This is a genomic window from Algibacter pectinivorans (assembly GCF_900112595.1).
Classification (GTDB): Bacteria; Bacteroidota; Bacteroidia; order Flavobacteriales; family Flavobacteriaceae; genus Algibacter_B; species Algibacter_B pectinivorans.
Window position 1 is genome coordinate 14,100 of sequence record NZ_FOMI01000013.1, and the last position, 21,075, is coordinate 35,174.

The window sequence follows — 21,075 nt, forward strand, 5'->3', positions numbered from 1 at the left end:
CTCGCGGACTTTCTATCTGTTATTTATTTGCTAACTTTAGTGCTTAAACACGCAACGAAATCATACACAAAACCGTTGTAGGTAATTAAAAAAATGAATACGGAAAACAAAGAAGAATTAGAAAAACAAGAATCTGAAATCAGAAAAAATCTATTTCTTGTATTTGTACCGATTGCCATTATGATTTTCATTATTGCGAATTACCAATCAAACTCTTTGGAGCATAACAAAGAAAAATATTTAGAAAGTCGGAATACTAAATTTAACGGAATCGTAATTAAAAAAAGACAAGAAGGAGATTATACGAGAGCTGGTAGATTTGTTATTTTAGACAATTATCACGAGGAACGTGTTGAAAACAATACTTATTATAGAATTCAAATCGGAGATTCTGTATATAAAAAAAGTGAAAGTGACTCAGTTTATTTTCATCTAAAAAATGGAGAAATCATAATTGAGGATTACAATGAATATCTAAGAAAGAATTATTATGAATTGCTAAATGAAAAATAACTACCTACAACACCGTATAAAATTAATTGATTGGTTCTAGCCTACTTACGAAAATCCTTGCGGATTTTCTATTCGGTTTTTATTTGCTAAATTAGGTGCTTAACCACGCAACTAATCTTATACAAGACCGTTGTGCGTCATTAAAACCAATGAATACGATAAAAGCAGAAATAGATAAAAGTGACTACGGAACTGATGACTTTCCGAATCTGAAAATTGACGAATTTTGGCTTGACGAAAAACTCGAAGAGCTTTATCCGAACAATATGTATAGAGGACTTTATCCTACTCTACTTTTTTGGATGGAAATAGAACAAGAACGAAAAGTTGTTTGGAATAGAATTTTACCGAAAATTGGAGAAATAACAATTTGCCCAATTCTAATGTGTCCAGACGATAACGATTTTTCCTGCACGATAATTTTAGCGGAAATTGAAAATTGCGAAAAAACAGTAAAGTGGAACAAATTAGGAATTGATAAAACCACAGAATATAACGCTAAAAAAGTTGGCTCAAAAGCTGAATGGTTTGAAAAAATAAACGGATTTGAATTCTCAAAAGCTGATTATGAAAAAATGCTATCGGAATTTAAAAAGTATTATTTAATAGAAAAAACGAATTGGGATAAACAGAATCCTGAATTTAAACAAAAAATACCGTTTGAAAAATAACGAACGCACAACACCGTATATAATTTATTGCTAGTTCTAGCCTACTTACGAAAATCCTCGCGGATTTTCTATTCGGTTTTTATTTGCTAAATTAGGTGCTTAAACACGCAACAAACCATATACAACAACGTTGTGCGTAAGCTAAAAACAGCACGTTTCACATCAAATAATTCGACTAAATTATTATGATTAACAAAGAATTTATTGACAAAACCGAACATTCTGATTGGGATTTTAGTAACGAAATTCTTTATTCAATGTGCAGAGAAAATTTCACTCACACGCAAACGGACAAAATTATTGGAAAAACTGTTTTAATTGGTCGAACTTATGCAGCTGCAATTGAAAGACGGAAAAATAAAACCGAAGAAGAACAAAACGATAATTTTTACATTGAGAAAGTTGCGCCTAAATTTAAAAAATCAAAATTGGATTTTTATATAGAAAATTTAAAATATGAAACAGAACTGAACGAAAAAAATATTCCAGTAATATTAAAAGTTCATTGTTATTTAACTGAATTAATTAAGGAATTAACTGAACAAAACAAAAGGTCATTTTCTTCAAAATATTTGCATTTTCATCTTCCGAACTTATTTTTTATTTATGACACAAGAGCTGTAAAAGCAATTGGACTTTTAAAAACAAAATTTCAATATAATTACAAAGAACAAATTAATTCGGAAAATGCAGACAAAGAATATGCTTCCTTTTTTTATAAATGTTTTGCTCAAAAAAACAAAATGGAAAACGAATTTAAAAGAAAAATATCAACTCGACATTTTGACAATATATTAATGAAAGTTGTAGAACTGAATGAAACAAAAGCCTACGCACAACACCGTATATAATTTATTGCTAGTTCTAGCCTGCTTACGAAAACCCTCGCGGATTTTCTATTCGGTTTTTATTTGCTAACTTAGGTGCTGAATCACGCAACAAACCATATACAAACACGTTAGCTTTAATGCTTAAGCAAGTTTGCGGAAATAAAAAAAGCATGGTTTTAATCCCTGTTTTTTTTTGATATTTAAGGAGAAGAAAACGAAAAACTATATTGTGGTTTTTTAAAAATTATTTTAACTTCTCACTCAATTGCAAAATGTAATACTTTGTAGATCTTTTAGCTCGTTTGCGCAAAACGAAATCACTCAATCGGGATTTGCAAAGTTGAGGAATTAAAAATGTGTAAATAACAATATTATGGATGAAACAATTACGGAATTTTCTTTAGGTTTATTTTTTTGGCAAGCCTTGATATTAATTTCCCTTGGTCTTTGGATTTTTTGTTTAATAGATATTATAAGAAATCAGTTTCAGAAAAATGAAAAAATTACTTGGACTTTAATTGTTATATTACTCCCTATTTTAGGTGCACTTTTATATTTATTTATTGGAAAAAGTAAAAAATTAAAACAGAATTAATAACTTTATAAATAAAGCACTAAAAGCTAACACCGTATATAATTAATGGCTGGTTCAAGCTTGCTTACGAAAATTCTTCCGAATTTTCTATCTGGTTTTTATTTGCTAAATTAGTTGCTTACACACGCCACTAATCATATACAAACACGTTGCCTGTAATTATGAAAAATCTACTTCCATTAATACTTTGTCTTTTAATTTTAGTTTCGTGCAAGCAAAAAAACGAAACTGAAAAAGAAAAAGATTTAACTTCCTCGAGAGAATTAATAGAAGAACCTATAATTGAAATAGCCGAATCAGACTATTACAAATTCTTAAACGATGTTTTAGAAGACAAGACGATTATTGAAAGTAAAACATTAGAATATCCTGATTTAAAAAACAATTCGGACTATTGGACTGAAATTCTAACACCTCTTATTGAGCAAAGTACAGACGAAAAAATGTCTGAAATTTTAACCAAATCTGACATAGATTATATTTTTAGTCAACATTCAACTCAAAAAAAATTGGTTTTAGATTTTAATAAACTAAAACTTGACAATGTTCCCGATAATATAATAAAAAATGTATCTGACTATCTTCAAAGCGAGGATAAAACAAATAAAAAAGAGTTTGACTATTACGGAATTTATAATTTGACAATTCCATTATTTTCGAGAAACAAAAAATATGCTTTTTTCGACACAAGTTTTTACTGTGGTTTGCTATGTGCTTATGATGGAATTGATGTTTATGAATTAAAAAATGGAAAATGGGAATCAATAGGTTCCATCGGAATTATAACAATGAGTTGAACAAAATAACTACAGGCAACAACGGCTATAGTTCATTGCTTCTGACTTTCCTCTCGGAAAGTCCTCGCAAATTTGCTATCTTTGGTTTACGGCGGAAAATCCTCGCGGATTTTCACGCAACGAAACCATAGCCAAACACGTTGCCATTAATATGAAAAAAGTCATTGTCTTCTTACTAATTTTAGTTCCTTTAATTAGTTTCTCGCAAAATTGGCAAATTCCTGAAATTGATTGGGAAGGAAAAACTGAAACGGAAAATAATTACGTTGATTTACTAAAATTGAAAGATAGAAATTCATTAATTGTTAAAATTGGATATTCATCTTATTGGATAAAAGGACAAAATTTGGAATTTATAGTTTACCAAAATGACGGAAAAGTGAAAAGATTTGTTGTTTATCAACCAAATTCAACTGAATTGAAAACAAAAGTTAAACGCAAAAAAATTCGGAAGAAATATTTTAAATATTACTGGAATTATTTGAAAGAATCCGTAACTGAAAATAAATTGAAAATAGATAAATCGAAATTAAACATTACCCAAAAAGATGGAAAAGAAGAGGGAACTGTTCAAAGTATTTCAATAAGTGATGGAGCAAATTATCACTTTCAAATCTGTCAAGGAAAGAATTATATCGCTTATGGAAGTTACGAACCGAAAGTCTATATTGAAAATGAATATCCAGGTTCTGAAGAAAGGCAAAAATTAGTCGATTTAATGAACGGATTTGAAAGATTAACAGAAAAATACTAATGGCAACACCGTGTATAATTAATTGCTTGGTTTTAGCCAATTTACGAAAGTCCTCGCGGACTTTCTATCTGTGTTTTATTTGCTAACTTTAGTGCTTAAAACACGCAACTAACCATACACAAACACGTTGTGCCCAATTTGAAAAATGAGTAACTACATAATAGACATACCAGAAAATTATTATATATCAGAGTATTCACATCATTGGATGGTTCAAATCAGTATAGATAAAAAACCAAAAACGAAAAATTTCTCATTTAGGAAATATGGTTCGAAAAAAGAAGCACTTAAAAAGGCAATTTCATATAGAGATAAACTGGTAAAAGATAATAATATTGACCTTAAAAAACGATTTAAAAAAAGTAAAATACCTGGAATAAACAGAACAGTAGCAACGCGCAGAAATGGAGTAAAAGTAGCCTATTGGCAGGCAATTTGGACAGAAAATGGCAAACAAAGAACAAAAAGATTTTCTACAAAAACATATGGTGAAAATGAAGCAAAAGAGCTTGCAATTAAACATCGTGAAAAAATAATCAAATTATTAGATGATTCTGGTCAGACTTTATTTGAGAAACCAGATTCAAATACTAAAATCTGGAGATATATGGACTTTACAAAGTTTGTCTATATGTTGGAAAAAGGAGGGTTGTTCTTTCCGAATGTAGAATGCTTTAAAGACCCATATGAAGGTTCTTATTCCAGAGGGAATTTTAAAATGAGAAGTTTTGTTTTTAGCAGATCAAAAGGAGAAAACAAACTTCAAGAACAAATAGAAGAAATTAAAGAATTAAGACCTTTTATCAACATTAATTGTTGGCATATGAATGACTTCGAGTCTGCAGGAATGTGGAAACTTTATTCTCAAACAAATGAATCTATTTGTATTCAAACCACATTTGGTAAGCTAGAAAAATCGTTACCTGAAAGAATAAAATTCGGAAAAGTTAAATATATAAATTATGATAAAGACTGGATTCCAGAGTCAGATAATTATTATCCATTTATTTACAAGCGTTTGTCTTTTGAACACGAAAGAGAATTAAGAGCAATTTTTGACAGTTCAGAGGAAAATTTTGAAAAAACTTTTGAAAAAACCGAAAACGGTTATTGGATTAATTTAAATCTAATAACATTAGTCCAAAAAATATATGTTTCACCTGAAGCAGACGATTGGTTTGTGGAATTAGTAGAAAAAGTGAAAAACAAATATAATTTGAATTATAAAAAAGTATATAAATCACCTTTGAATAATGAACCTAATTTGAATAAAATAAAAACTGGGCACAACATTGTATAAAAATAATGCTTAAATTTATTCCTAAATCAAAAGGTTAGTGCGCATTTGGTCACTCTGATTTTCCTGCGGAAAATCCTCGGACACAAAACCGCACTATCCTTATACACAACCGTTGGCAATAATTAAAAACTGAACTGAATGAATGACATATTATCAATTATTGGAACAATTGCTTCTGTAGGTTCAGTTCCATTATCAATTTATCTATACATTAAAAGTAAAGAAAATAATGTAGACAAAACAAAAAGAGAAATAGTACGAATTTTATCTCATCAAATAGGAGATAGAAGAGAGTTAACAACTTTTGAGATTCAGACAGTTATAAATTCAAAAGCAAGAGAAAATAAAATTAACACCGAAAAAATTAGTGTGAATGAAATAGTTGAGGATTTAGTATCAGACTCAATATCTAATCCTTTACTCGATAATGAAATAAAAGATAGTATTTTAAAAGAACTGAAAAATGTTTATACTAAAAGTAAAATTTTAGGAAGCATTGATGAACTTGAAAAGGATACGAGAACAGATAAAGATGGAAAAATATCTGAAAAAAATATTGAAGAAAAAATAAAGAAGATAATTTCTGAAAGAAATGAACAGAAAATTAATGATTTAAAAAGAAAAACCAAAAGAACATCTGAATTATTTGGAATAATAGCTTTGATAATTACTTCATTAACAATTCTATTAACGGTAATCGGAAAAGGTAAGTACGATGAAAATTTATCTGAACCAATTTATAGTTTTTTAAGACAAAACGATTTTTATATATCTATAACAGGAGGAATTATAACTTCGATTATAGCTGGTGGAATTTTAGGTATTAGAAACAGAATGAAAAAATAACTATTGCCAACACCATGTATAATTAATTGCTTGGTTTTAGCCAATTTACGAAAGTCCTCGCGGACTTTCTATCTGTGTTTTTTTCACTAACTTTAGTGCTTAAATCACGCAACTAATCATACACAACAACGTTGCCAACAATACGAAAATGAAAATCGGAACTAAAATATCAATTCTTTTTTTGACTTTAAATTTGCTCTCTTGCAAAGGAGTTGCTCAAGAAACAGAAACTAAAAATCCATCATCTGAAATTGAATTTTCGGAAATTGAAAAAGATTATATTCCGAAACCAATTGGAATTATAAATGATTACGGACAAGTCTTTACGGAATCGCAACGGACTGAATTATCCAAAATACTTTATGATTACGATATTGAAACTTCAAGACAAATTGTAGTAGTAACAATTGACAGTATAAAACCTTATAACGACATCCAAAAATATGCAATGGATTTAGGACAAACTTGGGGAGTTGGAACTGCCGAAAAAAATAACGGATTGACAATAGTAGTTTGTAATCCTTGCAGACAAATCGGAATTGCAACTGGAAATGGAACCGAATTGATTTTGACTGACGAAGTTTGTAAAAAAGTAATTGACGAAAAAATAATACCTGAATTTAAAAACGGAGAATTTTATAGCGGAATTAAAAAAGGTGTGATAGAATTAATAAAAAAGTGGAAATAAGTACTGTTGGCAACAAAGCATAAAATTAATGGCTAGTTCTAGCTTACTTGGAAAATTCCTGCGGAATTTTCCGCTGGCAAGTTTCTATTTACTAAATTAGTGCTTAAACGCGCCACTAATATTATACCTAACCGTTAGGCAAAATATGAAACCCATCTCCAAAATGAAATTTATTGCAAACTATGCACAGTAAAACCATTTCAAAATACTTTTTGGACATTAATATTTTCAATGTTCCTTTTTCGTTGATTTTTGCTTTTACTTCAGGTATTTTATGGAGTATAGTTATTTTTTCATCATTTGGTATTTTGATAGGTTCTATTGGCTATCAGACTTTCAAAAAGAATGAATATTATGGATATTACAACCTCGGATTTACAAAAACTGACCTTTTAAAAAGAGTGTGGTTACTTAATACCTCTATTTCAATTTTATTGTTTCTAATCTATTTAATATTAAAGTAAATGGATTTTTTAAAAGTAACTGACATTAACAAATCTTACGGAAAGAAAACTATTTTAAAGAACATTGACCTTGATTGTAAAGTCGGAGAAATAATTGGAATATTTGGTCGCAACGGAACTGGAAAATCAACTTTATTAAAATTAATCTTTGGGACGGTAAAAGCTGACACCATTCTAATAGAAATAAATTCAGAAATCATTCCTCAAAAAAAAGTGATTTCATCAAAAAAAATAGGTTATCTACCACAAGACACTTTTTTGCCTAAAGAACGGAAAGTACGAGAAATAATTCCTTTGTTTTATCCAAATGGAGACGACCAAGACAAAATTTTTTACGCGCCACAAGTATCGAGTTTTGAAAAAATTAAAGTTGGAAAATTATCTTTAGGACAATTACGCTATCTTGAGTTACTGATTATTGGAAATCTAAATCATAAGTTCTTAATGCTGGACGAACCTTTTTCAATGATTGAGCCGATTTATAAAGATGTGATTAAGAATTTATTACTTGAACTCAAAAAATCAAAAGGAATAATCTTGACTGACCATTATTATAACGACGTTCTTGAAATTACAGATAAAAATTTCGTTTTAAAAGATGCAGAAAAAATTGAAATAATGGATAAAGACGATTTAGTTAAATATGAATATTTAAGGTCAAATGAATGAAAAAATACTTTGCCTAACAAAGTGTAAAAATAATTGCTTGGTTCTTGCCTACTCGGAAAATCCTGCGGATTTTCCTCTGGTTCGTTCCATTTTTGTTAAGTTAGTTGCTTAATCACGCAACTATCCTTACACGAACCCGTTAGCAATAATTACCCAAAATATGAGAATAAAAATAATCCTACTCTTATTGATAATAACAAGTTGTTCTCCAAGATATAAACTTCTTCTTCAAGAAAAGAAAGAACAACCATTAGATAGTCAACGTGAAATTCTAGTCCTGAATAAAGAATCTAACATAAATTTGGACGGAGCTTCTTTAATTGGCGAAATTAAAGGTCCATTTGAAAAATTTTACACCCCACCCAAAGCGGAATTAAAAGGATGCGGATATACTGAAATCATAAATGATATAAAAGAACAATCGAAGCAATTAGGTGCTAATATTATCAGTATTTATGACTTAAAAAAACCAACATCTTTAGATAATTGTTACAAACTAAAAGTCAAATTATACAAAAGCTTTGATTCAAACCTAATATCCAGAATAAAAGAGTATAATAAATCACGAATGGCTTCAAAAATTGACAAAGATTCGGAATATGCAATGTTATACCTATACAGACCAAAAGCCATCGCTGGAATGGTCGTAAAGTTTGATATTTATATGGATAATAACATTTTAATTACCAATTTAAAAAATGGAAATAAACTAGCCTATAAAATAGAGGACTTTGGGCATCATACTTTTACTGCAATTAATCAGAAAGGACAGAAGAAAGAATTCTCTTTAGATATAAAAAAAGGACAAGAGTATTATGTACGATGCGGAATAGACGTATCAAAACCATATGGAGTGGCTCAATTTTCTATGCTAGATAATAAAATTGGACATGAAGAATTTAATAAACTGAAATAAACTATTGCTAACAATGTATATAAAAAATTGCTAGTTTTACCCTAACCAATGTTAGTTGCTTTGTTTGCTAGCTTCTGATTTTCCTTCGGAAAATCCTCGCACACAAACACGCAACTTTCCATATACCTAAACGTTACCCACAATTAAAAAAGTAACTAATACGTATATAAGAGTTGTTGTAAAAAACAAATGAATAACTCATGAGCATATCAGGCATAGTAGGAACCTACTTATTGATGTTGCCAATAGGAATACTAATTGGATTTCAAATAGGAATTAATTTTTGGCATTACTGGACACTTAAGAATAGTGGACGACAAGAGCACCAACAAGCAACGATGCCAACGATATGGCGATGGTTACATAAACGTTGAAAGAGTCTAAAAAAGTCTTGTATCTCTCTTCTTTAAGCTTAGCTACAAAACCACCTTTACCATATTCGATAATTCCATCAAAAGTTATTTTAATATTCCAAGATGTATCAATATAGACAAGGTTTTTAGATTTTAAAAAATATAGTGCTTGAATTAATTTCTCAGCCTGTGCTTTAGTATTATCAGAAATAGAGAAATTGTCAAAATCATTATTTAAAGTCCTGACCATACCTATTTTAAATTCTTTATTATCTTTTTCAAAATTACGTCCAAATTTATAAGCGTAAAAAGAATTAAAAGTAACAGAATAGTCAGAGGTGTTATGAATTAAGTACCTTAAAACATCATCTAAATATTTTAAACTTTCATCAATATTCAAATCTTCTGTCATAATATAAATTTTAAAATTAAAGCAATGGAATATAAAATAAAAAGAATTAAATTAATAACTGTGCGGAATATAACGCACGAAAAATTAAATAGAAAATGAATAAGAAAGAAGAAAGGATAAGGTTAATACAGGAATGTGCTTTAGTAAGAGATTTATTATTATCAGTAGATAAGATTATTAAAATAAATAATATTCCAATAGATTTAGATTGGAAAGCAACTTATAATGACCCTAAACTATACTACTTATTTGAACATTGTGGTGGAATGTTTATAAAAGAAGACGACGATTAATCAAGTGGAGCAATACTATCTATGTAGCTCTCTAAAGAGGTTACTCTTTCTGTGATTTTATTACTGCATTTAAAATGAAGATTTGTTACTTGTTCTGTTTCATTTACAGTAGCGAGATTAATTTTATAGTATTTTCTATGAAAGTTTAAAATAACATTATTAAATTTATCATACAGTAATTCTCTTAAATTTTCATCGGACTTATTTTCTTCATAAAACAAATCAATTTTATCTATAATCTCTGATTTTTCTTTATCTACAGTTTTTAATAACTCTTTACAAGTAGTACTTTTAATAAGATTATCGGACATAAGCTATAAATTTTGAACAAGATAGAAAAAAGAATTAACTTACATCGAAATTAAATAAGTAGAAAGTAAAATAAAATTACTGTGGGTAACAAAGTATATAATCAATAAAGGCGCAGCCGATAGCCTACAATTTCGGTACAAAAATTAATTAATCACAACTCGAAAAGTACTGGCAATCAATCCTTTACTTTCAATATACAAAAACGTTGTGGTGCATTTGAGAAACATCGTGCCAACCAAAAAGAATTTTGCCAATGAAATACATCTTAACAGTATTTACCCTATTTATACCATATTGCATTTCTGCGCAATCTGTTTGCAAATTAAGTCAACAAGAATTAGACCTTTACTTATGTGTAAACGATTATACCTCAATTGAATCATCAGCTTCCTTGACTTTAGGATTAAGTGAAATAGTGTCTGAAATTGGACTTTCACAAAGCAATTTTACTATGAAAACTTGTAATTCAATTAAAAATGCGGTAGCGGTTATAATTGATGGAGAAAGAGAACTTTTGATTGATGAAAATTATTTATCCAAACTAAATAATTCTACAAATAGTTCTTTTTACCTTTTTATACTTGCCCACGAAATTGGACACCATCTAAATGGTCATACTTTAAAAAGTAGCGATAATTCGACATCAAGAAAGCAAGAATTAGAAGCAGATTATTTTGCAGGCTTTGTGCTAAAAAAATTAGATGGTTCAATTCAAGATATTACAGATGTTCTTAACAATATTCCTCATCCTAACGAAAACATAGGAACACATCCTATACTAAAAGACAGGATATTTATCGCCGAAAGTGGATTTAACAATGCCGAATTAAAAGAGCAAGAAATTCTGCAAAAATTTGAAACTGAAATTACTGAAAAAATAAAAAATGCAGAAAAAATAAATACACTAAACTTGGCGAGGTCATTATATTATAAATATGCTAAAACGGGAAATATGGAGTTTTTTGATTCTTCAAGAAGATTTTATGAAGAACTAATTAATAAAAATTTATTTGGTAATATACCTTTCATAGAATTGTCCTATTTACACAAATTGAATGATGATTCAAAATCATCAATCCAAATACTGAATGAAATACAAAACCCAAATAGTTATACAGCCTTATTGCTTTATGAAAATTACAATAAATTGGAACAATCAATACCAAATGAAATAGAAACTATCTTAAGTAATATTGTTTCTACTTCTGTTGAAGGTTTGACCTACAGAACAATTCTAGCTAACTACTACCTAAATACAGGTAAAACAGAAAGTGCTAAAAAAATATTTAATAGCCTATTAACCACAATCGAAGAAAGCGACAAAGAAGAAATTAATAAATATGAGTTAATTCATTTTTATAGCAATTACAGTTATTTCCTCAATACCCAAAGTGAATTTGAGCAATCTGTGGAAATTTCTAAAAATGCTTTAGATTTAATAAAAACATCGGAATATCTTAATAACAACCAAGTAAATTCAATTTTTAAATCTTGTTACAATACTTATTCTGTTGCTCTATTAGGCTCAAAAAATTATACACTTTTGGAACAGTCACTTACAGATTGGCGTAAATTGGATTTGACCCAAAACGAAATCAATGAAGATTTCTTATACTTAACTGCTAGATTACAAGAGGAAACCGGAAAGACTAAAGAAGCAATAAAAAGTTTTCAGTTATATCTTGAATTAAATAATGACCCTTTTGCAAATTTTCATCTAGGCAAATGTTATCTAGAAAATAAAAAGAGTAATTCTGCCTGTTCAGAATTCAAAATCGCTTGTGCAAATGGTGTTGAACTCGCATGCAGATATTTAAAAATAAAATGTGATGATTAAAAAATTTACAATACTTATTCTATTAATTTATTTCAAAGGAATCAGCCAAGAAACTCAAATAGTTCATATAGATAGATTTGATAATGACAAGAATGATTGGGGAATTACTGACACCAATAAATGGCTCTGTAAAATAGATAATGGAAAATTACTTATTGAAAACCGACTTGATGATATTTGGGTATATTTTGATGCGGAAAACATTAAAAATCTGCCAAATAGAGCCTATTCTGAAATATCATTCGATTTCAATATAACTCAAGAAGATTTAGAAAATGGAGGTGCTGGATTAGCTTTTATCAATGATATGAACTCTAAAGAATTTGAATCGGTTTATCTAATCATTCAGAAAGATATTTCATATTTAAGTAAACTCTCAAATTCCTATTCAGAAGGAGGTTTTACACTTAATGGCTCTTCTAAAACACCCAAATTGCAATCAACGAACGTAGTGAAAATCGTTTTAGATAATCAACAAAAATCAACAAAATCAGCAAGTACCAAAGTTTACATAAATGGTGTATTAACACTCGAAAGCGAATGGAATATATCAAACTTTAATAAAATAGGATTAATTTCTTATGGTCAGCATAAGACCTATTATGACAATTTTGTGGTTAAACAAAGTACCGAATTGAATTATGTAGAAGATGCGTTCGATTATATTTTTATTGACAATCAACAGCTAATAGACCACAATGGTATCGAGACAACATCACTAACAAAGTACATTCCAATCGAGATTGTAGATAACCAAAATATATTATCTACTAAAGACCTAATTAAAAGTCTTAAGAAAAACAATAAATGTTCAAGTATCGAAACAAAAAAAGTTGACTTCAATGGAAAAAAAAGAGAAATGTTCTCATTTAATTACGGTAATTCTTTAATTGAGTTTTTTACGGATACCGAAAAACCAAATCCTATTCAAATAAATTTTTTAGAAAAAGATGATTTAGACAATTTTTTTAAAATTTATTCGGATTATAATAGTTATCGAAATACTGATAAAGACAAATCTCAATGGGCTTCAAATCCTTGGTTTTCAATTTTAAGGTTTGACGATTCATTTAGAGCGACTATTTGGAGAGGTATGTAATAAAAACGACACCACAACAACGTGTATAATTAATTGCTTTGGCAAGTGCTTATTTGGAAAATTCCTTCGGAATTTTCTCGCGTTCGTTTTTGTTTATTAAATTAGTTGCTTAAACACGCAACTAACCATACACAACAACGTTAGGTGTCAGTAAAAAAAATTCAAATCTAACTCCAATCAATGAAAAAAACTAACGGCGGAACTCAAAAAAAAAAAAAAAAAAAAAAAAAAAAAAAAAAAAAAAAAAAAAAAAAAAAAAAAAAAAAAAAAAAAAAATACAACAAACGGATGACATAAAAAACAGCTGACCAGCGCCCGACTCAATAAAAAAAGAACCAATCTTTGCGCGTAAAAAGAGAAGCCACGGTTGCGAATAAAAAAGAGCAAGAATTCTGTTACAAATACAAAACCGCCACCTAACATTGTATAAAAATAATGCGTATTTTAGTACGAAATTTATAAGCCTGTGCTTGTTTGCTTGCTTCTGATTTTCCTTCGGAAAATCGCCGCACACAAACTCCGCACTATCATTATACGAGACCGTTGTGCTTAATGTAAAAAAACATTGGAAAACCTAACAAAACATATAGAAAGAATGATGAAACCTTATCGGGAAATCGAAAAGATGACTGAACCGATTAGGAAAATGCAAAAGCAATTATCCGCATCAACTTTAGCAATGCAAAAAGCAGTTGAACCAGCTTTAGCAATGCAGAAATCATTAGAACAACCTCTATTAAATTTCCAAAAATCATTTGAGCACATAAACAAAATATACGCTTCGATTCCAAAATTTGAAAATCCGATTTTGGAACATTTGGACACTTTCAAAGAAATTGGAGAAAAGCTCAAAGAATATGCGGAAAGAACACCTGAATATTTCTTGCTAATTGCACAACACGGGTGGTTCATTGACTTAGAGAGTGAGTTAAATTTACCATCGAGAGTTGCGTATGAATTACAAGATGGTGAATTAGAAACTGCTAACGAATTATTAATTGAGTATTATAAAGAAAATCTTGAGCAGATATTTCAAAGTTTAATTAAACGACATCCAAACAGAAAAGAAATTTTAAGTCAAATATTGAATGCTTATAAAAACGGAAGTCATAGTTTACTAATTCCAAGTGTATTAACACAAGTTGACGGAATTTGCTTTGACTTTACCAAAAGAAAATTTTTCATAAAGGAAAGAAAAAATAAATACTTGCCACAAGTTACTTCCGAATTGGAAAAATCGGCTGGAAATTTCTTGGATTTATATTTGTCACCTTTGCAAAATCAAACACCAATTATGGTTCAAGAAAAAGATATTTCAAAATTCCCTTGTCATTTAAACCGACACGAAATTTTACACGGAATTAATGCTGATTATGGAACTGAAATTAATAGCTTGAAAGTAATATCTCTTTTAAAGTATATTTCGGATTTACTAACAGACCTCGATAGAAAAACACTAAGCACAACACCGTATAAAATTAATGGCTAGTTATCGCCTACTTACGAAAATCCTCGCAGATTTTCTATCTGGTGTTTATTTGCTAAATTAGGTGCTTAAACACGCCACTAATCTTATACAAACCCGTTGTAGGCAATTTAAGAAACGGACTAACAACCAAATGACTGAATGAACTTTTTATACAGATTACTACTAACTTTCAATGCAACATCATTGATAATCGTTGTTTTTTTAGTCAAAGAGCAAGTTCTAATTAATGAAATAGACTGCCGATTAATCAACTTACCCAATTACGTATCGTACATCATTTACTTTCTTATTCCTGTTGGACTGACTTATTTCAGCCTTTTGATTGCAAGATTTTTAAGTAAAGATAATATTCAAGAAGCTTCAATTATAAGTATTGAACAAGCCAATAACGCCTTTTTACCGAGTTATTTAGGATACTTTTTTGTAGCATTAAGTGTTCCCTACGTTGAAACACTAATATTTGTGTTTGCGATATTATTTATTTTTACATTTTTATCCCAAACTTTATATTTCAATCCTCTTTTTTTAGTGTTTAGATATCACTTCTACTACCTGAATACTACCAATAATGTTCAACTTTTTGTAATAACAAGAAAAGAGTTAAAAGACCCAAAAAGTATCAAAATAGAACAATTAAGAAGAATAAATAATTTCACGTTTATCGACATAAAAAAATAATATGAACCATTTACTTGCAAAAAAAACAGGACGTAATGGAGAATACGTCAAAATGATATCCGATGAGGATATTTTTAACTTACCAGACGACTTGGACAATCCACACGAATACGATACTGATTATAAGCTTGAAGATGATGAATGGTTTGGAATAGAAGATTTTTCCGAAACTGATTTCTGTATCGATATACTAACAACGGACTTTAATTCAGCGGAATATAATCAAATTGCTCTTGCGGATTATAATAGACTTAAATATTTATGCTCTTATCAAGATAACCAATATTACTACTTTCAAAAGTTATCGAGAAGCCAAACTATTAGACGGAAATGGTTTACAATATCTAACCAACCAGAAATTCAAAATGACAATCCGATAATTATTTTGAAAGAATTACCAGATGCGATTTATGACAGCGAAGAAGATATACTCTACTTCAAAAAACTGACGTCAATCACAACAATATTTTCTGGAATCGGAACTTTATATCGAGAAGCAACACAAGAAGACACTGAACAATTCCTTGAGAACGAATTCATTAACTTAACAGACGATTATGATGCATCAAAAGTAAAAAAGGCGAATAGAAAAAGAATTGCTATGGCTATGGACACATTTAATGCTTTTAATCCTCAACAAAGAAATTCTATCTATGACTATATAAAGGAATATTGCAATGACCTTGAATTTTCAGACGAAGACAGAAATTTTAATATTGGTTCGGAGGAAAATTTAAAGCAATTAATGTACGGAATTGAACAGCGATATTATACAACACCAATTGGAAACGAAAAGAGATTAGCAAATTCAATTACAACAATATAAAAAACTGCCTACAACAACGTATATAGCTCATAGCTAATTAGTTGATTAAACGAAGTTAAGGCATATTTGGAAAGTCGCCAAATTTTTAAAATTGACGATTTCCAATAAAAAAGATAAATAGTAAAATTTAAAAATCTGGCTTGTGCTTAATCCGAAAATAATCGCTAATTTACACGCTACGAGACATATACAAGACCGTTGTGTGCAATTAAAACGAACATCCATCTAAAAACGAAAATTATGGCATTATTTAAAATTACATCAAAAAAAAGTGGCTCATTTAGCGGAGGAATTAAACTCGAAAAAGGAATGAGCGTTGAAATTATTGATAACAACAATCCTTTAGGAACATCAAAAGGAAAAGACAAAATTAGAGAAGCAATTAAAAGTAAATACGGACAAGATATAAAGCAATTTGCTTCAAGTTCTTATTTTGACTGCGAGAAATTGAACTAAATATGAATAGTCATTTAAACATTTTTAAGTCCTACACGAATACAAACCGAACATATCAATTAGAAAATGATTTAACGAGAGCTTTAGCAATATCGCTTCAAGAAGATTCTCTATTTTTTCACGAAGTTTTTAAAGAAATATTAAAAGGCACCAATTTTTATAATCAACTTTTTGAATCTTTAGAAAGTGAAACTAATGTCAATATAAATATTCAAAAAAGAGCAAGTCAAATATCTAACTTTGACCATATTTTTGCTATTTCATTAAGTGAATCTGAAATTTCAGATTTTTGGGAGCAAAATTACAACAAGAATTATGACCCAATCTGTGATTTAGTAATTCAAATTAACAATATCGTACTCGTTTTTGAGGCAAAACGAGATAATGTTAATTGTACTGCTCAACTTTATAACCAAATATTGAACATTACAAATACAGAAAATGAACCACAAGATTTCAATAAAGAAAATTATGGAGAAATAGTTACACCTTTTGACTTTAATTGGCCAAGACTTATGGCAATTGCAGTTAAAGTTTCAAGCTTTGAAAAAACTATGAATAGTCAAAACAGATTTTTATCTGACTTCATATCTTTAGTAAAACAACATAATTTCAGATGGTTACCAGAACCTTCAATTTCAGCACTACAACCAACAAATAAACGTGCAATTTTAAGAAGATTTGAATCAGCTATTGAGGAAGTTGCAAAAACTACGGAAATAAGTAAATTAAATTACAATGATAGATTAGGTCTTGAATTTTATAGAAATTGGGCGAAAGAAATTCTTTTCAGTATTAATGATAAAGGAAATTTAGGTGTTAGCATATATCCAGGAAATACAAAAGGTCAAGGATATAGTCTATTTGAAAATAATCCAAAATTTAGTGAAAAGCTAAATATTTTAGGAAATGAATACAAAACTAAATACAGCTATCACATTAAATTAACGAGTTTTCAAAAATATTTTCAAGGACTTTGGTTTTCAGAAACTGATTTAAAAAAACCACTTTATACCAAAGCTAATTTCAACAAATATACTGGACGTAAAAAAAGAGGAAATCAATGGGAACAATTATCGTCATTATTTGATGAAAGTTTAAATTACGATTGGAAAAAACAATGTGATTGGGAAAATTCAGTAATAGGTTCAGGTAAAAATCAATTTGACATTTCATTTGGATATGAAGTTCATATTGAGATTCCATTCCAAAAACTGAAAGAATTAGACCAAAAACAATCTGAATTAAATAATTTGATAAATTTAATAATCGAAATACATAAAAGTTTCAGTAATGAATTATTATTGAGGAACTAAAAATAACTGCACACAACACCGTATAAAATTAATTGCTGGTTTTAGCCTACTTACGAAAGTCCTCGCGGACTTTCTATCTGTGATTTATTTGCTAACTTTAGTGCTTAAAACACGCAACTAATCTTATACAACAACGTTGTGTACAATATAAAAAACCGAACTAAATATGAGAAATTGGAAAATTTCAGAGGCTGATTTTAAAGATAAATATTTAATCCCAACTGAAAAATCTATTTGGTTAACTGACCAAAACAAAGATGCAGATATTAATGAACTAATTGACACAAAAAAATTAGGAACCATTAAAAGCATCCGATACGAAGATTTGAAAGAAATTGTATTTATTGATACAGACTACACGGTTGATTTTAGATTTAAAGATGACAAAACACCTGAAGAAATTCATAAAATAGATAAAATTATATACTCGGAAATTAAATCTTATTTAAAATCCCAACTAAAAGGGATTGAAATAAAAGATTATTCTGTTTTTAAACAAATTCTTCCTCAACTGATAAGTTTAGGCTTTTCTGTTATTCTAATCGTTGTTACTTATATTTCTGCCATGGAATTAGAAAAGGGAGAAAGCATAAGGATTTCAGGAAACAAAGCATGGTTAAAACAAATAATTGCTACTATTGCAGAAATGCTTGGGACAATAGGTACATTAATCGTTGGAACCTTAATAATATCATCATTTATATATTTTATCGTTAGAAAGTCCCAAAATCCCAAAAGAGGAGAAATTTTAAAAATAACAAAAACACCACGACTGACAATATAAAAATACTGTACACAACACAGTATAAAAATAATTGCTAGATTAGTGCTTGACCAAAGGTCGTTGCAGTTTTGTTACGTCTGATTTTCCTACGGAAAATCCTCGCACACAAAACCGCAACTATTCTTATACGTAAACGTTGTGCATAATATGAGAAAATCGCTGATATTGATATTTGGAGTTATGATTTTACAGTTGAATCTCTCTTGTAAGTCGCAATATTCCGTGACTGAATTGAACAAAATTTTTACAACTGAACAAATAGCTGATTTGAATAAAATAACGGAATTTTTCAAGACAGAAATGTGTTTACATTTAGATACTGACTTCAAAACTTGTTACGAACGAACACCACACGAATATTTACTAGCTACAGGCAATGGATTTTGGACAAACATAGATTTTGAAGAGCAAAAAAAACTCTATGCCCAAATTTCAAAATCAACTTTTAATGAAATTTGGATGTTTTGCGAATCCACTTATTATCCGAGTGAAACTAAAGCCAAAGATATTTGTGCTGTATCTACTGGAAAATATCAGAAATACTTATCTGAATTAGGAAAAACAAATCCTAGAATAGCTAAATATGCTGAAAGAATTCAAGCGTCTGGATCTTTTGGCAGTCTAGATATACAATATTGGGAAGTCCTTAAAGACAAAAAGTCTTTCAATATAAATGACCCGAATATTCAATTAATTTTAGCAATTCATTATTTATCAATGAATGACCAATCAACTAGAAATGCTGATTTAATTGAACAAAAAAAAGTGAAATTTAATTAAAATACTATGCACAACAAAGTATATAAAAAATTGCTAGTTTTACCTAAACCAAAGTTTGTTGCTCGTTTGTTAGCTGCTGATTTTCCTTCGGAAAATCCTCGCACACAAACACGCAACATTTCATATACATAAACGTTGGCAATAATTATGAAAACCCGAACTAAATGAATAAAACTTTAACTCTGATTTTAATGTTATCAATATTTTCAAACTCTTTTGGACAAGGCAAGATTAAATCCTTTTGGAAGGAATTAAAAGCAAACGAAACTGAAATAAGTAAACTTACAACCGAAAAGAAATTAGACAGACTTAATAAAATGGTCAAAAAGGTTTCTGCTGAACTTTTAATTGAATTTTCAATTAATGAAAACAAAGAACTACCAACTGACATTGTCATTTCTGCAAATGGGAAAGAAGAGTTATTCCCTTTAGTTGACAAAATAATAAGTTCTGCTTACAAAAGTGAAATTTTCACTTTTACTGCTTTACGACAAGCAAATCCTGATTATGTAGGTTTTGATTACGATGGAAAGGAATTGCTAATAAAAGCAATGGCTTTTGTTCCTCACGAAACGGAAAAAGGATTAGGAATGGAATTTATTGTTTTTGAAAAAGCAATGAATGTCGATAGAAAATTTATGAACGATTACGGACTTATGACAATTGACTATTTGATTGGAGAAAGAATCTTTGCGGAAGAGATTATTGCCTGTGATTTTTATTTCAAAAGTGATATTGATGGAGAAACTAAAGCAATTCCATTAACGAGACTGAATGAATATTTAAATAAAAGAAGAGCATTTTATAAAAACAAGAAAAAATAACTATTGCCAACATTGTATAAAAATAATGCGGTAATTAGTGCTTAATCAAAGGTTATTGCATTTTTGTTACATCTGATTTTCCTTCGGAAAATCCTCGCACACAAAACCGCACTATTCTTATACGTAACCGTTGCAAACAAGTAGTTAAGAGAAAAAGCGAAACGTAAATAATACGGATTTATTAATAGTTTACGTAGTCTGACTTTGTACAAAAACGACTGATTATCACTCATCAGTAAATCGGAATTTAAAGAGTGCTGAATTAGAAAAACAGCGGAACTTACTCAAACCTAAAAAAGGCTACACAAAAAGAAAAAAAAGTATTGCGGAACTTTAAGGATACAGAAACCTGTTTGCAACAATGTATAAAAATAATTGCTCCGTTATTTCTTACTCGGAAAATCCTGCGGATTTTCCTCTGGCAAGTTTTTATTTGCTAATTTAGTTTCTTAACAACGCAACTATAATTATACGCGACGTTGCCAACAATATGAAAAAAACTAACTTCGGATTAATTTTAATACTTCTGACCTTCTTTTTTTCGTGTAATGAAAAGAAAATATCGGAATTAAA

At 29.2% G+C, this 21,075-nt stretch carries 24 protein-coding genes; 22 read left to right on the plus strand and 2 right to left on the minus strand.

Features of this window, described 5'->3' with window-relative positions; all coding sequences use genetic code 11:
* Window positions 1–93: 93 nt before the first annotated feature.
* The 11 genes from BMY96_RS15385 (at window position 94) to BMY96_RS15435 (ending at window position 9,043) form a co-directional block, all read left to right on the plus strand.
* Window positions 94–513: a hypothetical protein gene (locus BMY96_RS15385; protein ID WP_092853813.1), complete on the plus strand. Its 420-nt coding sequence runs from the start codon at window positions 94–96 to the stop codon at window positions 511–513.
* A gap of 149 nt (window positions 514–662) precedes the next feature.
* Window positions 663–1,184, plus strand: coding sequence for a hypothetical protein (locus BMY96_RS15390; protein ID WP_092853859.1), 522 nt, complete (start codon window positions 663–665; stop codon window positions 1,182–1,184).
* Window positions 1,185–1,369: 185 nt separating this feature from the next.
* Window positions 1,370–2,035 carry a hypothetical protein gene (locus BMY96_RS15395; RefSeq protein WP_092853815.1) on the plus strand — a complete coding sequence of 222 codons (666 nt, stop codon included), beginning with the start codon at window positions 1,370–1,372 and terminating at the stop codon, window positions 2,033–2,035.
* A gap of 352 nt (window positions 2,036–2,387) precedes the next feature.
* Window positions 2,388–2,609: a PLDc N-terminal domain-containing protein gene (locus BMY96_RS15400; RefSeq protein ID WP_092853817.1), complete on the plus strand. Its 222-nt coding sequence runs from the start codon at window positions 2,388–2,390 to the stop codon at window positions 2,607–2,609.
* A gap of 161 nt (window positions 2,610–2,770) precedes the next feature.
* Window positions 2,771–3,406, plus strand: a complete 636-nt coding sequence (locus BMY96_RS15405) for a hypothetical protein (RefSeq protein WP_092853819.1) — start codon at window positions 2,771–2,773, stop codon at window positions 3,404–3,406.
* A gap of 151 nt (window positions 3,407–3,557) precedes the next feature.
* Window positions 3,558–4,160: a hypothetical protein gene (locus tag BMY96_RS15410; protein ID WP_092853821.1), complete on the plus strand. Its 603-nt coding sequence runs from the start codon at window positions 3,558–3,560 to the stop codon at window positions 4,158–4,160.
* Between the two features lie 145 nt (window positions 4,161–4,305).
* The gene (locus BMY96_RS15415; RefSeq protein WP_092853823.1) at window positions 4,306–5,460 is read left to right on the plus strand and encodes an AP2/ERF family transcription factor; all 1,155 of its coding nucleotides are present in this window, start codon (window positions 4,306–4,308) and stop codon (window positions 5,458–5,460) included.
* Window positions 5,461–5,598: 138 nt separating this feature from the next.
* Entirely contained in the window at window positions 5,599–6,306 is a 708-nt protein-coding gene (locus BMY96_RS15420) for a hypothetical protein (RefSeq protein ID WP_092853825.1), read from the plus strand.
* Window positions 6,307–6,454: 148 nt separating this feature from the next.
* The gene (locus BMY96_RS15425; protein ID WP_092853827.1) at window positions 6,455–6,994 is read left to right on the plus strand and encodes a TPM domain-containing protein; all 540 of its coding nucleotides are present in this window, start codon (window positions 6,455–6,457) and stop codon (window positions 6,992–6,994) included.
* Between the two features lie 464 nt (window positions 6,995–7,458).
* On the plus strand, window positions 7,459–8,127 hold the full coding sequence (locus BMY96_RS15430; protein WP_092853829.1) for an ATP-binding cassette domain-containing protein: 669 nt from the start codon (window positions 7,459–7,461) through the stop codon (window positions 8,125–8,127).
* 160 nt (window positions 8,128–8,287) lie between these two features.
* The gene (locus BMY96_RS15435; protein ID WP_092853831.1) at window positions 8,288–9,043 is read left to right on the plus strand and encodes a hypothetical protein; all 756 of its coding nucleotides are present in this window, start codon (window positions 8,288–8,290) and stop codon (window positions 9,041–9,043) included.
* 300 nt (window positions 9,044–9,343) lie between these two features.
* Here BMY96_RS15435 and BMY96_RS15440 read toward each other — a convergent pair whose 3' ends face one another.
* Window positions 9,344–9,808 (minus strand): hypothetical protein, encoded by a 465-nt coding sequence (locus tag BMY96_RS15440; protein ID WP_092853833.1) that lies wholly within the window; start codon window positions 9,806–9,808, stop codon window positions 9,344–9,346.
* Window positions 9,809–9,903: 95 nt separating this feature from the next.
* Between BMY96_RS15440 and BMY96_RS15445 the strand changes: the two genes are divergently transcribed.
* Window positions 9,904–10,101, plus strand: a complete 198-nt coding sequence (locus tag BMY96_RS15445) for a hypothetical protein (protein WP_092853835.1) — start codon at window positions 9,904–9,906, stop codon at window positions 10,099–10,101.
* On the opposite strand, the gene BMY96_RS15450 is transcribed toward BMY96_RS15445, so the two are convergent.
* Window positions 10,098–10,412 carry a hypothetical protein gene (locus tag BMY96_RS15450; protein ID WP_092853837.1) on the minus strand — a complete coding sequence of 105 codons (315 nt, stop codon included), beginning with the start codon at window positions 10,410–10,412 and terminating at the stop codon, window positions 10,098–10,100. The genes BMY96_RS15445 and BMY96_RS15450 overlap by 4 nt on opposite strands.
* 254 nt (window positions 10,413–10,666) lie before the next feature.
* Between BMY96_RS15450 and BMY96_RS15455 the strand changes: the two genes are divergently transcribed.
* From BMY96_RS15455 to BMY96_RS15505, 10 genes are all read left to right on the plus strand, one after another.
* Complete coding sequence (locus BMY96_RS15455) at window positions 10,667–12,250, plus strand: M48 family metalloprotease (protein ID WP_092853839.1); 1,584 nt, start codon at window positions 10,667–10,669, stop codon at window positions 12,248–12,250.
* Window positions 12,243–13,349, plus strand: a complete 1,107-nt coding sequence (locus tag BMY96_RS15460; RefSeq protein WP_092853841.1) for a hypothetical protein — start codon at window positions 12,243–12,245, stop codon at window positions 13,347–13,349. Before BMY96_RS15455 ends, BMY96_RS15460 begins: the two co-directional genes overlap by 8 nt.
* A gap of 595 nt (window positions 13,350–13,944) precedes the next feature.
* A complete protein-coding gene (locus BMY96_RS15470; protein ID WP_139205277.1) occupies window positions 13,945–14,838 on the plus strand; it encodes a hypothetical protein in 894 nt (297 codons plus the stop codon).
* Window positions 14,839–14,976: 138 nt separating this feature from the next.
* Entirely contained in the window at window positions 14,977–15,516 is a 540-nt protein-coding gene (locus tag BMY96_RS16250; RefSeq protein WP_068484997.1) for a KwaA family protein, read from the plus strand.
* A gap of 1 nt (window position 15,517) precedes the next feature.
* Window positions 15,518–16,342, plus strand: coding sequence for a hypothetical protein (locus tag BMY96_RS15480; protein ID WP_068484998.1), 825 nt, complete (start codon window positions 15,518–15,520; stop codon window positions 16,340–16,342).
* Between the two features lie 240 nt (window positions 16,343–16,582).
* On the plus strand, window positions 16,583–16,798 hold the full coding sequence (locus BMY96_RS15485; RefSeq protein WP_092853847.1) for a DUF6140 family protein: 216 nt from the start codon (window positions 16,583–16,585) through the stop codon (window positions 16,796–16,798).
* Window positions 16,799–16,800: 2 nt separating this feature from the next.
* A complete protein-coding gene (locus BMY96_RS15490; protein ID WP_092853849.1) occupies window positions 16,801–18,114 on the plus strand; it encodes a hypothetical protein in 1,314 nt (437 codons plus the stop codon).
* Window positions 18,115–18,280: 166 nt separating this feature from the next.
* Entirely contained in the window at window positions 18,281–18,898 is a 618-nt protein-coding gene (locus BMY96_RS15495) for a hypothetical protein (RefSeq protein ID WP_092853851.1), read from the plus strand.
* A gap of 147 nt (window positions 18,899–19,045) precedes the next feature.
* Window positions 19,046–19,678: a hypothetical protein gene (locus BMY96_RS15500; RefSeq protein ID WP_139205278.1), complete on the plus strand. Its 633-nt coding sequence runs from the start codon at window positions 19,046–19,048 to the stop codon at window positions 19,676–19,678.
* A 164-nt stretch (window positions 19,679–19,842) separates the two neighbouring features.
* Window positions 19,843–20,502, plus strand: coding sequence for a hypothetical protein (locus BMY96_RS15505; RefSeq protein ID WP_092853853.1), 660 nt, complete (start codon window positions 19,843–19,845; stop codon window positions 20,500–20,502).
* Window positions 20,503–21,075 lie beyond the last annotated feature (573 nt).

Excerpts from the sequence above, each read along its gene's own strand:
- BMY96_RS15450 (WP_092853837.1), bottom strand. The coding sequence starts at position 10,412 with ATGTCCGATAATCTTATTAAAAGTACTACTTGTAAAGAGTTATTAAAA.
- BMY96_RS15430 (WP_092853829.1), top strand. The coding sequence starts at position 7,459 with ATGGATTTTTTAAAAGTAACTGACATTAACAAATCTTACGGAAAGAAA.
- BMY96_RS15390 (WP_092853859.1), top strand. The coding sequence starts at position 663 with ATGAATACGATAAAAGCAGAAATAGATAAAAGTGACTACGGAACTGAT.
- BMY96_RS16250 (WP_068484997.1), top strand. The coding sequence starts at position 14,977 with ATGAACTTTTTATACAGATTACTACTAACTTTCAATGCAACATCATTG.
- BMY96_RS15460 (WP_092853841.1), top strand. The coding sequence starts at position 12,243 with ATGATTAAAAAATTTACAATACTTATTCTATTAATTTATTTCAAAGGA.
- BMY96_RS15480 (WP_068484998.1), top strand. The coding sequence starts at position 15,518 with ATGAACCATTTACTTGCAAAAAAAACAGGACGTAATGGAGAATACGTC.
- BMY96_RS15440 (WP_092853833.1), bottom strand. The coding sequence starts at position 9,808 with ATGACAGAAGATTTGAATATTGATGAAAGTTTAAAATATTTAGATGAT.
- BMY96_RS15405 (WP_092853819.1), top strand. The coding sequence starts at position 2,771 with ATGAAAAATCTACTTCCATTAATACTTTGTCTTTTAATTTTAGTTTCG.
- BMY96_RS15410 (WP_092853821.1), top strand. The coding sequence starts at position 3,558 with ATGAAAAAAGTCATTGTCTTCTTACTAATTTTAGTTCCTTTAATTAGT.
- BMY96_RS15485 (WP_092853847.1), top strand. The coding sequence starts at position 16,583 with ATGGCATTATTTAAAATTACATCAAAAAAAAGTGGCTCATTTAGCGGA.
- BMY96_RS15420 (WP_092853825.1), top strand. The coding sequence starts at position 5,599 with ATGAATGACATATTATCAATTATTGGAACAATTGCTTCTGTAGGTTCA.
- BMY96_RS15495 (WP_092853851.1), top strand. The coding sequence starts at position 18,281 with ATGAGAAATTGGAAAATTTCAGAGGCTGATTTTAAAGATAAATATTTA.
- BMY96_RS15505 (WP_092853853.1), top strand. The coding sequence starts at position 19,843 with ATGAATAAAACTTTAACTCTGATTTTAATGTTATCAATATTTTCAAAC.
- BMY96_RS15385 (WP_092853813.1), top strand. The coding sequence starts at position 94 with ATGAATACGGAAAACAAAGAAGAATTAGAAAAACAAGAATCTGAAATC.
- BMY96_RS15395 (WP_092853815.1), top strand. The coding sequence starts at position 1,370 with ATGATTAACAAAGAATTTATTGACAAAACCGAACATTCTGATTGGGAT.
- BMY96_RS15425 (WP_092853827.1), top strand. The coding sequence starts at position 6,455 with ATGAAAATCGGAACTAAAATATCAATTCTTTTTTTGACTTTAAATTTG.
- BMY96_RS15400 (WP_092853817.1), top strand. The coding sequence starts at position 2,388 with ATGGATGAAACAATTACGGAATTTTCTTTAGGTTTATTTTTTTGGCAA.
- BMY96_RS15500 (WP_139205278.1), top strand. The coding sequence starts at position 19,046 with ATGAGAAAATCGCTGATATTGATATTTGGAGTTATGATTTTACAGTTG.
- BMY96_RS15435 (WP_092853831.1), top strand. The coding sequence starts at position 8,288 with ATGAGAATAAAAATAATCCTACTCTTATTGATAATAACAAGTTGTTCT.
- BMY96_RS15455 (WP_092853839.1), top strand. The coding sequence starts at position 10,667 with ATGAAATACATCTTAACAGTATTTACCCTATTTATACCATATTGCATT.
- BMY96_RS15415 (WP_092853823.1), top strand. The coding sequence starts at position 4,306 with ATGAGTAACTACATAATAGACATACCAGAAAATTATTATATATCAGAG.
- BMY96_RS15470 (WP_139205277.1), top strand. The coding sequence starts at position 13,945 with ATGATGAAACCTTATCGGGAAATCGAAAAGATGACTGAACCGATTAGG.
- BMY96_RS15445 (WP_092853835.1), top strand. The coding sequence starts at position 9,904 with ATGAATAAGAAAGAAGAAAGGATAAGGTTAATACAGGAATGTGCTTTA.
- BMY96_RS15490 (WP_092853849.1), top strand. The coding sequence starts at position 16,801 with ATGAATAGTCATTTAAACATTTTTAAGTCCTACACGAATACAAACCGA.